10 protein-coding genes and 1 pseudogene are annotated in these 12,548 nt (G+C 60.6%); 4 read left to right on the forward strand and 7 right to left on the reverse strand.

What is annotated here, in order from left to right; all coding sequences use genetic code 11:
• Positions 1–87 precede the first annotated feature (87 nt).
• The 4 genes and pseudogenes from ABJD00_RS00665 to ABJD00_RS00680 form a co-directional block, all read right to left on the reverse strand.
• Positions 88–1,704, reverse strand: a pseudogene (locus ABJD00_RS00665) (FAD-dependent oxidoreductase).
• 6 nt (positions 1,705–1,710) lie between these two features.
• Positions 1,711–2,724: a YcjF family protein gene (locus tag ABJD00_RS00670; RefSeq protein ID WP_413830100.1), complete on the reverse strand. Its 1,014-nt coding sequence runs from the start codon at positions 2,722–2,724 to the stop codon at positions 1,711–1,713.
• Positions 2,724–3,164, reverse strand: coding sequence for an N-acetyltransferase family protein (locus ABJD00_RS00675; protein ID WP_413830371.1), 441 nt, complete (start codon positions 3,162–3,164; stop codon positions 2,724–2,726). The genes ABJD00_RS00670 and ABJD00_RS00675 overlap by 1 nt, the downstream gene beginning before the upstream one ends.
• A gap of 5 nt (positions 3,165–3,169) precedes the next feature.
• The gene (locus tag ABJD00_RS00680) at positions 3,170–4,582 is read right to left on the reverse strand and encodes a YcjX family protein (protein WP_413830102.1); all 1,413 of its coding nucleotides are present in this window, start codon (positions 4,580–4,582) and stop codon (positions 3,170–3,172) included.
• A gap of 198 nt (positions 4,583–4,780) precedes the next feature.
• On the opposite strand from ABJD00_RS00680, the gene truA reads away from it, so the two are divergent.
• Positions 4,781–5,560, forward strand: coding sequence for a tRNA pseudouridine(38-40) synthase TruA (gene truA / locus ABJD00_RS00685; protein ID WP_413830104.1), 780 nt, complete (start codon positions 4,781–4,783; stop codon positions 5,558–5,560).
• On the opposite strand, the gene ABJD00_RS00690 is transcribed toward truA, so the two are convergent.
• From ABJD00_RS00690 to ABJD00_RS00700, 3 genes are all read right to left on the reverse strand, one after another.
• The gene (locus tag ABJD00_RS00690; RefSeq protein WP_413830106.1) at positions 5,557–6,060 is read right to left on the reverse strand and encodes a hypothetical protein; all 504 of its coding nucleotides are present in this window, start codon (positions 6,058–6,060) and stop codon (positions 5,557–5,559) included. The two genes, truA and ABJD00_RS00690, sit on opposite strands and share 4 nt — an antisense overlap.
• Entirely contained in the window at positions 6,057–7,697 is a 1,641-nt protein-coding gene (locus ABJD00_RS00695; protein WP_413830108.1) for a hypothetical protein, read from the reverse strand. The genes ABJD00_RS00690 and ABJD00_RS00695 overlap by 4 nt, the downstream gene beginning before the upstream one ends.
• A gap of 166 nt (positions 7,698–7,863) precedes the next feature.
• A complete protein-coding gene (locus ABJD00_RS00700; RefSeq protein ID WP_413830110.1) occupies positions 7,864–9,099 on the reverse strand; it encodes an acyl-CoA dehydrogenase family protein in 1,236 nt (411 codons plus the stop codon).
• 251 nt (positions 9,100–9,350) lie between these two features.
• On the opposite strand from ABJD00_RS00700, the gene ABJD00_RS00705 reads away from it, so the two are divergent.
• From ABJD00_RS00705 to ABJD00_RS00715, 3 genes are read left to right on the forward strand one after another with little or no spacing between them, the layout of a single operon-like run.
• Entirely contained in the window at positions 9,351–10,778 is a 1,428-nt protein-coding gene (locus ABJD00_RS00705) for a circularly permuted type 2 ATP-grasp protein (RefSeq protein WP_413830112.1), read from the forward strand.
• A 3-nt stretch (positions 10,779–10,781) separates the two neighbouring features.
• Positions 10,782–11,723: an alpha-E domain-containing protein gene (locus tag ABJD00_RS00710; protein ID WP_413830114.1), complete on the forward strand. Its 942-nt coding sequence runs from the start codon at positions 10,782–10,784 to the stop codon at positions 11,721–11,723.
• Between the two features lie 4 nt (positions 11,724–11,727).
• Positions 11,728–12,528, forward strand: a complete 801-nt coding sequence (locus ABJD00_RS00715) for a transglutaminase family protein (RefSeq protein WP_413830116.1) — start codon at positions 11,728–11,730, stop codon at positions 12,526–12,528.
• The last annotated feature ends 20 nt before the right edge of the window (positions 12,529–12,548 follow it).

The raw sequence follows: 12,548 nt of genomic DNA on the forward strand, positions 1-12,548 counted from the left end.
AATAGGGGCGGACAGGCGTGATCAAAAGGCACGGAACTCCCGACCTCTGTGCGCAGGCGGAAACTGGCACGTTGTGCACGGCCTCGATTAGTCGTTGATATGCCCCCAAACGGCAGACATAACGACCGACCCTTCCCCAACGGCGCTGGCCACGCGTTTCACTGACCCTGCGCGCACATCGCCGACAGCAAATACACCGGGGCGCGATGTTTCGAACGGGGATTGCGCGCCAACCTCTGAGCCAGTGCGCACAAAGCCACGTTCGTCCAGATCCACGAGTCCCGAGAGCCACCCGGTATTGGGCGCCGCTCCCACCATGACAAACAGCGCCTTGGTTGGAATGCGCCAGTCTGCACCCTCATTGCGATTGCGCACGGTGACCGCTTCGAGCGTGTCGTCCCCGTGTAAGGCGGTCACGCTGGTGCAAAGATGGATGGTGATGCGGGGATGGCTTTCAAGGCGTTGCAGCAGGTAGTCCGACATCGAGGATGACAGGCTTTCTCAGCGCACAAGCACATGTACATGCCGCGCCGTGCGCGCCAAAAACATGGCCGCCTGCCCGGCCGAATTGCCCCCACCAATGATCGCCACTTCGGTGTTCTTGCAATAGCGGGCCTCGACGTCCGTAGCGGCGTAATAGACCCCACTCCCCTCAAGTGTTTCAAGGTTTTCCAGATCCATGCGCCTGTATTGCACGCCAGTTGCCACGATCAGCGCGCGGGCGGACACCCATTCGTCACGGTCGAGACGGATGTGAAACAGCCGCTTTTCGCACTGCTCAAGATGGCGCGCCCGCACGGGCATCGCAAAACGGGTGCCAAATTTCATCGCCTGCACTTCGCCGCGCCCGACAAGGTCGCCGCCTGAAATGCCGGTTGGAAAGCCCATGTAATTTTCAATCCGCGATGATGTGCCCGCCTGACCGCCAATCGCGAGGTCTTCGAGCACAACAGCGCACAACCCTTCGGCCCCAGTATAGACGCCCGCTGCCACACCTGCCGGACCCCCGCCCACGATGGCCACGTCAAACACGTCCTCCTTGCGCAGGGACAGATCGAGCCCAAGGGCTATCGCCACGCCGCGTGGGGTCGGCGGATCAATCACCTGATGTTTGGCAAAGACTACTGCGGGGTGCGCGCGGTCGATCCGGCATTGATTGGCGAGGTCTGAGCCTTCGTCGCTGTCAATCTCGACTTCGACGAAAGGAATACGGTTGCGCGCGGCAAAGCTTGCGATCCGACAGACGTCTCGGTCGACCTCCCCACCAATGAGTGTCAGCCCGCCTTCGGATCTCTCCAGCATGCGGCGCCGGCGCGCGGCGAAGACTGTGATGATGATGTCGGACATTTCCGGAATGTCGGACATCAGCCGCAGCATCTCATCCCGTGGCACGCAGAGCAATTTTGTATCAACCACAGCCCGCCCGCCCATCAGCGTGCGCCCTCCGTTCAAAAATGCCAATTCCCCGAAGAACTGCCCCGGCCCCAAGGTGGCATTGCCATAGCGTTCGCCGGTGGCGGCGTTGATCGCTTCGGTTTCGCCCTCGACGAGATAGTGAAACGTCTCGATCCGCTCGCCTGCCTTCTGGAACCATTCACCCGGTTGAACATTGATGATTGTCCCGACCTTGCGCATGGCAGCCACGTGATCCTCACTAAGAGGCGTGCGCACCATGGTATTGAGATCAGCGGCAAAGGTTTCCATGTGATGTCAGTCCTTTGTGTCAGAGGCCTTTGACGGGAAAAGCCCGCTGAGGGCCTGTTTGACCAATTGGCGCGCTTTGGGACGTTTTCCAGCCTGAAAGGCGAGTGGGCGGCACACTTCTATGGCCGCGACCCCGACACGCGCCGTGAGCGCGCCGTTCACCAAACCCTCGCCAAAACGGCGCGACAGTTTGCCAAGGATCGAGCCTCCAAGTAGTGGCTCGAGCATGTCGTCGCCCACTGCCACGGCTCCTGTGGCGACCAGATGGGTCATCACCGCGCGTGTCAGCCGCCAACTGCCCAAGAACCCGCCGCGTCCGCCGTAGACTTCTGCGATCCGACGGATCATGCGCAGGTTGGCCGTGAGCGCTGCCACAACATCAGCGAGCGCGATCGGCACCAGAGCGGTTACTGTGGCGACCTGTCGTGTGGCTGAGGCAACTTCCCGCTCTGCCGCCGCGTCCAGCGGGGACAGCAGTGTGTCTTCTGCCAGTGCAATCAGGCCCAGCGCGTCCATCTGATCGCCACGCAATTCGGCCAGCCGGGACCGCCCCCATTCGGTGTCCGGGCGCGCTTTGTAGAGATACACAAGCCGGTCCGTTACAACACGTGCCGCCGAAAGATCCTGGTTTTCAAGGGCCTCAGATGCGGCATGACGCAGACCATCTATGCGCGTCAGCCGGTTGAGTGCTGCAAGCTCGCGCACTGCGATGCCCAGCAGGATCAGCAAAAAGGCCCCTGTAAGGCTGGCAAAGGTCCAGCCCACAACAGGTGAGCGTTCGATCCAGCCAGTGACAAAATCCCATGCTGCCGCGCTGACCACGGCGGTCAGCAACGCCCCCGCCACGGCCCAGAACGCCCGCGCCAGACGCGAGGGCTTGCGCGCCATTGTGCGCGCAGCCATCTGCATGGCCGCCCCCGAAGGTACTGGTAAATCCGTGTCAGGCACGGGTGGCGCGTCACTGACAGCCGGTGCCACATCGCCCTCAAGGTCGATCAGGACTGGTCCTTTTTGCGCCATTACTGTGCCCCTCGCTTCCATTCCATACGCATGTCCGGCAACCCTTCATCATTGCCCGCGCCATCAGTTTCTTCGACCACTTCAAAGCTGTGGTTTAGGTAGAACGCCTGAGCATCAGTGTTGGCCTGAAAGGTCCACAGGCTTAGTCGGGTCGCCTTCTCTTTCAGCGACGTGATCAGAGCAGACCCGACGCCAGTTCGGCGGGCGTTTGCAGCAACGTAGAGCGATTGGATGTCTTCGTTTTCCAGTGCTGCGAAACCGCTGATATGACCTTCGTTTTCGGCGACGGTTACCCAGCCTCTTTCGATCATATGCCCTGCAAATCCAATATCTTCTGCGCGCGTATGGATGCGGGGCATCCATACTGTGGTATCGATGAACTCAGACAGGATTCCACCCACCTTGCCGGCATCTGTGCTGCGCGCCGGGCGCAAATGCATCGCGCTCACAACTTGTCTCCGATCAGAAACTGGGCCGCGCGGTCCATGCGCATATGCGGTGGCCCGTCGCCGGGGCGCAGGTTGAGTGGTGCCGGGGCAAAGCGCATAATCTGGTAGTCCTCATCCAGCCACGCAGCCGCCCCGTCCTTGGCGGGCGAAAGAATATGGGAGGGATCCTCCGGCAACGCGCCGGGGTAAAAGGCCGCCTGTTTGCCAGTTTCGAGTAAAGTGCCCCGCACCACATCCAATGGCGCCCCATCGTGGGTCATCGTTTCCTCTGTCGTGGCGCGCAAAGCGGCCAGTGACAACGCTTGCGTCTCTGCACCGGCAAAACGGGCGCGGTCGCTCGCGTCACGTGTCAGCGCCTCCATAATTGCTGTCAGACGTGCGTGCTGAGAGTGGTGCAAGTGGTCGGCCTTGGTCGCGGCAAAAAGGATCCTTTCGACGCGCTTGCCCCGGAACAGTCGCGTCAGGAACGCGTTGCGCCCCGGTTTGAAGGCCCCAAGGATGTCAGCCATCGCCGCGCGCATGTCCTCGACTGCTGCAGGCCCCGAGTGGATTGCGCCGAGTGCATCAACCAGCACCACCTGCCGGTCGATCCGGGAGAAGTGATCGCGAAAGAATGGGCGCACGACCTGAGATTTATAGGCCTCGTAGCGCCGTGCCATTTCTCGCCGCAGCGAACGGCGCGGAGCATCGCCCGGCGACAGGGGTACAAATGTCAGTACGGGCGAGCCGTCTAAGTCACCCGGCAACAAGAACCGCCCCGGCGTGCAATCGTAGAACCCTGCTGCGCGAGCGGCGTGTAGGTATTCTGTGAAAGTGGCAGCCAGTGATTTGGCCTGCACTTCGTCCAGTTTGGCGGCACCATCGGTTGTAGCCTCCGCCTTGCAGTACTCTGCCCCGGCGTCGCGGGTTGCAAGCCGTGCGAGTGTTGCCGCCGACCAGTCGTCATAGCTTTGATCCATGAGTGCTAGGTCCAGCAGCCATTCGCCGGGGTAGTCGATGATGTCGAGGTGCACGGTGCGCGGGCCCTGCAACCCCGCCAATAACCCGTTCGGTTTGACACGCAATGACACCCGCAGCTCGCTGACAGCGCGCGTGCTGTCGGGCCAGCGTGGCGGTTGCCCGGTGAGCGCGCCCATATGCGCCTCATAGTCAAAGCGGGGCACGGTGTCGTCCGGTTGAGGTTGGAGATAGGCAGCAGCAATGCGCCCCTCACTTGCCGCCAGCAGGTGCGGCATCCGCCCCCGGTCCAGCAGGTTGGCAACGAGCGACGTGATGAAAACCGTCTTGCCCGAACGCGCAAGCCCGGTGACCCCCAGCCGGATCGTTGGCGTCCCCACAAGGTCGGCCCCGGTGTCGTAGATGCCCTGGGCCACATCGAGCACCCCGTCGGCGATTGTCGTTAGAACCACGTGGCACTTCTCCTTTGGCCTTGGGGATGTACATAAGGTGCAGGACGTCGCATCGCCAGAGACGTGTGGCGTGCCCTGATGCGGCGGCAGTCTCCGGAACGCGCCTATCTGGCGAGACAAAGAGGGTTTTTGGGCTTTGGAGGCTTCGTGCTGGTTCTGCGTTGCCAGCTCCGGGCTTTGGCGTTAGGTGCTCGGGCCATGCCACGCTATGCCATGAAAATTGAGTACCACGGGGGCCCGTTTGTGGGCTGGCAGCGCCAGACGGACCTGTCTTCGGTGCAGGGCGCGGTCGAGGCGGCGCTGAGTGAGTTGGAGCCCGGCGTGCACAACATCGCGGCCGCCGGGCGTACCGACGCAGGCGTGCACGCCCTTGCACAAGTTGCCCATTGCGATCTGACTCAGGATTGGTCGCCCTTCCGTCTTTCGGAGGCGCTGAACTATCATTTGCGCCGAGTGCCCGTTGCGATTGTCGACTGCGCCGCAGTCGCCCCGGACTGGCACGCCCGATTTTCGGCGCGCGAGCGGCGGTATCATTACCGCATCCTCACCCGTCGGGCGCCTGCCACCCATCTCAAGGGTTTGGTCTGGCACATCAAACAGCAACTCGACGTGGACGCCATGCAGGCCGGGGCGGCACATCTGATCGGCAAGCACGACTTTACCACTTTCCGCTCGACTATCTGTCAGGCGGACAGTCCCGTTAAAACGTTGGATCGTCTGGATGTGCGGTCTGTCGAGGGGGACCATGGTACTGAAATCCATTTCGACGTGTGCGCCCGGTCGTTCCTGCACAATCAGGTGCGCAGCTTCGTCGGCACGTTGGAGCGTGTCGGCGCAGGGTCATGGCACCCGGATCAAGTATTGGAGGCGCTTAACGCGCGGGATCGGGGAGCGTGTGGGCCGGTCTGTCCGCCCACGGGGTTGTATCTGGCAGGCGTCGGCTATCCGGACGATCCGTTCGCGCCTGAAGCGTCCTAGTCGAGATCCATCAGCCCGGCCCCGGCCCCGCTGGAGCGGGACGCCTCGCTGTCAGGCACATAGGTGCGCGCGGCAAGGTCTTGCATCTGATCAAGCAGAGCTGCCCCAATGTGCACCCGCGCCGGGCGGGTGCGTGCGCTGGGGTCGGTCAGAGACAGGCGGACCCGTATTTCTGCAGACGTGGCGTTGGTCTCTGCCTGACAGGGCAGGCTTGCGAGCCAGCTTATGAGGAGCGCGCGGCGCCCGGAATCCTGTTCTGCAACGCGCACAGGTTGTTCCGAAATCGATGCCGTTTCGATCACTACTTCAATCTGATGGGCGAGGTCCACAATCGTGCCTGAATGGCTCAAAGCGTCGGACAGCGGCGCCTCGGGCCCGCCATCGGCCAGATGGCGGGTTGCCATAGCGCCAAAGGCCAGTGCCTGCGCGGGCGGAACCGCCGCCCCCGTCGCCGCTTTGACCGCAAGGGCCTGAATTTCAGTCCACGATTTTTCTGTCATCCCAGCACCGGCAGCCACCAATCATCCGCTTCTGGCGACAGTTCATCCCCCAAAGGCGCGCCTTGGGCCAGAGTGATCCGGGTCCACAGGTCAGACTTGGGGTCGAACTTTGTCGCACCAAAGAAACTGAGCTTGCAGCGCAGCATATCAATAGGACGACAGGTCGCAGCGATCAGATTATCGCGAATTTCGGCGTAAGGGTAGCGCGCCAAAACAGCGATACGGGCGCAGGCATGGGCGTGTTCGGGATGGTCCGTCAGGAAGCTTGAAACGCTCTGATCCTGTGCGGGCAGGTTTGCGTGCAGGGCGGCCACTCGGCGGGCGATGTCCAGAGGGGTTTCCAGCTCGGCTCCGTCATCGGCAAAGCGATCACCAAGACGCGGTTCAAGCTTTGCCTCGCTCACGTACCAAAACCGACGGCACATTGCGGGGTCTTCGTAATCCTGGGCCAGCGCCCATGACCAATCTGCCTCGATCGCAGCGCGCAGCGCGTCCGTACCCGCAAACGGCGTCGTCAATGGCCCAAATGGATCCCCCATGCACTCGGTCAGGCCGTCCACTTCGTCTGGGAAAGCCTCGATCAGCAGCGCGACCAACAGTTCCTGCAATGGTATGCTTTGGCTTTGGGCGGCTTGCCACAGCGTCTCGATCGGGGACTGGCCGTTCAATGTTTCGAGGTGCGGGAGAAAGCCCGCCCATTCGGTTTCGAGGTCGCGCAAAATGGTATCGTGATCTGCCGCGGGAACGTGCCATTCTGTCAGATGCCGTGTGGCACGTGCACCCAATGCAGCAATCAAGGCGCGCTGCTTTGCACTCAGTCCATCAAGTGCGCGCACCCGAGCAATGGCGGTTTCCCTTGCCAGCATCCAGTTGTTGAGCAGGACGGGGTGGGTCACGAGGAACGGTGCCATACCAAGGCCCGTGGCATTACCGACCCCGAAATGGCGCGCAAGCACCGGGTCAAGCGGCGCGCGCCCGACATGCGCCACAAGGTCGAGCGTGAAATGGCGGATCAGGTACACGGCCAGCATCTCTGCAGCAAACGGGCCGCCTAGCCCATCGCGTGTTTCGATAAGATGACGGTCGGCTATGCCGAACTTGCCGTTGCCATAAACAGCGGTCGTGCGCATCAGGTAGCCGATGTCGCGGATCATGGCCGCATCTGGTTGCCCGCCTGAACGCAGTGCCGCGACGGTTGCGTCCCACATCCGCACGGACTTGTTTGCGCGGCTCAGCACCAGATCTTTCGGGCTGAAACGCCCCGCCTCTTGAAGCGGCGCCTGAGCCGCGATGCGGTCAATGTCAGCGATACCCGGGGTGCCATCATAAAGCACAAAGGCCGCATCCCAAGCCGTTGCGATTACCCGGTCACTGCGTTGATCGGCGGGCAGGTCGTTCGAAATGGCCACAAGCGAATAGGTGTGCCCGCCCAGTTCCACGCTGTAGACAGCGCGCCCATGCCCGTCAGGCGACATGTCCCAATGGGTGCGCTTTATCGCAGCCCGTTCGGTGCAAAGACGGCGGATCAGCGCTCTGAGAAAGCTCAGACGCGTGGGCATCATGGCCCCCATACGCTCAAGCCGCATCACCTCGCCCGGGGGGCGCAGAGGCAGGGTTTGAGGCGCGTGGTCCTTCATGCCGTAAGTACCAAGTCTGTCATAGTGACGATTAGGAGCGCGTGACGGGATTTATGCAAGCGTTTTTCGGCACCGAAAACGTTCGGAAAGCGACGCCCCCTCCAATTCTGCGCAAGAACTTCTGCGCTAAAATCCAACCATGAACCGTGCCTGTTTGCGCACCACCCTACAATTTTTGTTGGGTGTATTTCTTCAACTCGGCCCGTGCCACTTGCCGACGGTGCACGGCGTCCGGTCCATCCGCAAGGCGCAGGGTGCGCTGATGTGTCCATGCATGGGCAAGCGGGGTGTCCTGACTGATCCCCTGCCCGCCATGCATCTGCACTGCTTCGTCAATCACCTTGAGCGACACACGCGGCGCGACGACTTTGATCTGGCTGATCCAAGGAGCTGCCGCGCGCGCATCGCCCTGATCCATCATCCATGCGGCCTTGAGGCACAGCAGACGCGCCATTTCGATCTCCATCCGCGCCTCGGCGATGATGTCGTAGTTTGCGCCAAGTTGGGCGAGCGGCTTGCCAAATGCCTCTTTGGACAGAGAACGTTTGCACATCAGCTCCAAAGCCGCCTCGGCCTGTCCGATGGCGCGCATGCAGTGGTGAATGCGCCCGGGACCAAGCCGCCCTTGTGAGATTTCGAACCCCCGCCCTTCACCCAGCAGCAGGTTTTCGGCAGGGACGCGCACGTTCGTGAAACGGATGTGCATATGCCCATGCGGCGCATCGTCGTGACCATAGACCAGCATGGGGCGCAGCACTTCGATGCCCGGGCTTCCAGCTGGCACCACGATCATTGACTGCCGCTTGTGTTTTGCGGCCTCTTCGCCTTGGGTTTTGACCATGACGATATACACCTTGCAGCGCGGGTCCCCTGCCCCGCTGGCCCAGTATTTTTCGCCGTTCAGGACGTAGTGATCCCCGTCGCGCACGCAGGACATCGAGATATTGGTGGCGTCACTAGAAGCCACGTCGGGTTCGGTCATAAGGTAGGCTGAGCGGATCTTGCCCTCCAACAGCGGGGCTAGCCAGTCGCGCTTCATCGCTTCGGTGCCGTAGCGCTCGAACACTTCCATATTTCCGGTATCTGGCGCGGAGCAGTTAAAGACTTCGGCCCCGAGCGGCGTTTTGCCCATCTCTTCTGCAAAATGCGCGTATTCAACCGTCGACAGGCCGAACCCCTTGTCGCTGTCTGTCAGCCAGAAGTTCCACAAACCGGCCGCCTTGGCCTTGGCTTTCAACCCTTCGAGGATCTCGGTCTGGCGGTCCGTGTACTGCCAGCGGTCGCCCTTGCCGACTTCGGCGGCGTATTCCTCTTCCATCGGCATGATCTCGTCCCGGATCATGGTCGAAACACGCTCCAGCAAATCGCGGTTTTCGGGTCGCAGCGTGAATGACATGTCCATGGTTTTGATCCTCCCTGTGGCCGCATCAGCGTGGCGGATTGGCGGGGCAGTGTCCAGCATCTGCGTACCGATGAGCAGGGCAATTTTGCGACGTGAAAAATTGGCCAAGTTCCTTTCACAAGAAATCGTGCGCGGCCGCGTTTCCAGAGCAGGTGCAGAGAGTGCCTGCGAATTAGGCGCACCATCGAAGACATCTGATGCCGGAAAGACAAGCCGGTTGCAGGTCCTCACGATTTGTGCAGGCTGAACATATGCCGAATACGCCAAAGTACTTTGACGAGATGAATGGGACCGGCAGCGGTCCGCGCCTGCCCTATGAAGCGTATTGCAAGTGGTTTGCTGGCGAAAACAATGCACGACTGCTGAAAAAGTCCGAAGAGGCAGAAGCCCTGTTTCGCCTGATTGGTGTTACCTTCAATGTCTACGGCAATCCGGACGCCACCGAACGGCTGATCCCCTTTGATCTGGTCCCACGGATCATCGCCGCACGGGAGTGGGCGCTCTTGTCCAAGGGTATCGAACAGCGGGTGCGCGCCCTCAACGCGTTTCTCCACGATATCTACCATCGTCAGGAAATTGTCCGCGCAGGCCGCATGCCGGCTGAAATGATTGCCCGCAACGAGGCCTTCCTGCCGCAGATGATTGGCGTATCGCCCCCCGGTGACGTCTACACCCACATTGTCGGAACCGATCTTGTGCGCACAGGCGATGACGAGTTCTTTGTGCTCGAAGACAATGCGCGCACCCCGTCCGGCGTCAGCTACATGCTCGAAAATCGCGAAACCATGCTGCACATGTTTCCCGAGTTGTTTTCCAACGTAAAGGTTCGCTCGGTCGGTCAGTACCCTCGTTCTTTGCGCCGTTCGCTGTTGGCTTGCGCCCCAGATGCCTGTGAAGGGCGGCCAAGACTAGCTGTACTGACCCCTGGCATCCACAACTCGGCCTATTACGAACACGCCTTCCTCGCCGATCAGATGAGCGCCGAACTGGTTGAAGGCCACGATCTACGTGTCGTGGATGGGCGCGTGGCCATGCGCACGACCCAAGGATACAAAGCCATCGACGTGCTATATCGGCGCGTGGATGATGAATACCTCGATCCGATGAACTTTAATCCCGACAGCATGTTGGGCGTTCCGGGCATCATGGATGTCTACCGCGCGGGCGGTATCACGATCGCCAATGCGCCCGGCACAGGCATCGCCGACGACAAGGCAATCTACAGTTACATGCCTGATATCGTTGAGTTCTACACGGGCGAAAAGGCGATCCTGAAAAACGTACCCACGCACCGCTGCTCTGATCCGCAAGCGTTGAAATACGTGCTCGACAACCTGTCCGAATTGGTGGTCAAGGAAGTGCACGGATCTGGTGGTTATGGGATGTTGGTCGGCCCTGCGGCTTCGAAAAAGGAGATCGAGGCCTTCCGGGCAAAACTGACGGCCAAGCCTGACAACTACATTGCCCAGCCGACGCTGGCGCTTTCTACCGTGCCAATCCTGACCGAAGCAGGGCTCGCCCCGCGCCACGTCGATTTGCGCCCCTTTGCACTGATGTCACCGGAACGCGTCGATATCACGCCAGGTGGTCTGACCCGCGTTGCGTTGACCGAAGGGTCCCTGATCGTCAATTCGTCTCAGGGTGGAGGCACCAAGGACACTTGGGTGCTGGAGGACTAGGCGATGTTAGGCAAAACCGCAGGCGGCCTATTCTGGATGTTCCGCTATCTTGAGCGGGCAGAGAATACCGCCCGGATGATCGATGCTGGATTGCGCATTTCGCTCACCCGGTCGAGTGCTGCGGAAAGCGAGTGGACGGCAATTCTGTCGTCGACCGGTTTGAGCGAGACATATGCCTCGCTGCACGGTGAGCCCTATGGGGCGAAGATCATCGATTTCCTGCTGCGTGATCCGAACAACCCGGCAAGCATCATGGCCCAGATCGAGGGCGCGCGGATGAACGCCCGCGTCGTGCGCACTGCCCTCACCCGCGAAGTGTGGGAAGCCGTGAACGAGTGCTACATGGTGCTGAAACGTCTGCTGTCACAGCCTGTTGAGGACCGAGACCTGCCGCGCGTACTGCAGATCATCCGCCAGCGCAGTGCCTTTGTGCGCGGAGCCAAGCATGGGTCCATGGTGCGCAATGACATGTATAACTTTGGCCGCATCGGCACGTTCTTTGAACGGGCCGACAACACGGCCCGCATTCTGGACCAAAAATACTACATCCTGCTGCCGTCCGTGCGCCTTGTTGGCTCCGCCTCGGACAATGTTCAGTGGGACACGATCCTGCGCGCCACCTCGACCACGCGCGCCTATCAAACCCTGCACGAGGGCGAGACGGACCCGATGGCCATTGCCCGGTTCCTGATCCTTGACGGGCGATTGCCGCGCAGTTTGGCCTTTTGTTACCGCAAGATCGGCGAAAACCTGGGTTTCCTGGCCGAAGAATACAATGCGCGGCATGAGTGCCATGCTTTGGCAGACAACCTGTGCCGGCGGTTCAAGACGAAGGATATGAGCGCGATTTTCGATTACGGCCTGCATGAGTTCATCTCTGACTTCTTGCGCGACAGCGCCAGTCTGGGTCGGCAGATCGAGATCGACTATAGGTTCAGCGAGTGATGATATGCGCCTGAGAGTCGAACACAAAACCCACTACACCTACAACGAGCCGGTGCCTTACGCCTTGCAGCAAGTCCGCCTGCGTCCCAAATCGCGCCCCGGCCAGACCATCGTGGACTGGGACATCGAAGTTCGAGGCGGCCAAGTCGAGGTGGCGTTCGAGGACGAACATGCGAACTCTGTAGATCTGGTGAGCTTCACCCCCGGCGAGACGGAAATCGAGATCATCTGTCGTGGCACTGTGGATGTAGATGACCACAATGGTGTTGTTGGTCCACAAGGTGGCTATGTGCCCCTTTGGCTGTTTCAGCGCAGCACCGATCTGACCAAATTGGGCCCTCAACTTGAGGCACTGATCGCTTCGGCCAAACAGGACGGTTCTCCGCTGGAAATACTGCATGGTCTGTCGGCGCATATCCTCACGGCAGTGCCCTACTCCACTGATCAATCTGCTGCTGATCTGACGGCCGAAGATGTTCTGAGTGCTGGTCACGGAGTCTGTCAGGATCACGCCCATGTCTTTATCACTTGTGCGCGCGCACTTGGGTTTCCGGCACGCTATGTATCGGGTTACCTGATGATGGATGACCGGATCGATCAGGATGCCACCCACGCTTGGGCTGAGGCGCATGTGCCGGAACTTGGGTGGGTCGGCTTTGATATCTCGAATGGTATCTCGCCAGATGCGCGCTATATCCGCGTGGCGACGGGGCTGGATTACCGTGGGGCGGCGCCTATTTCCGGGCTACGATTTGGGAAAGCGGGCGAGGCGATGTCTGTGGCATTGCAAGTCCAACAACAGTAACGCAAAGCTAAGTCAGTTAC

The organism is Tateyamaria sp. (assembly GCF_039945315.1).
GTDB lineage: Bacteria > Pseudomonadota > Alphaproteobacteria > Rhodobacterales > Rhodobacteraceae > Tateyamaria.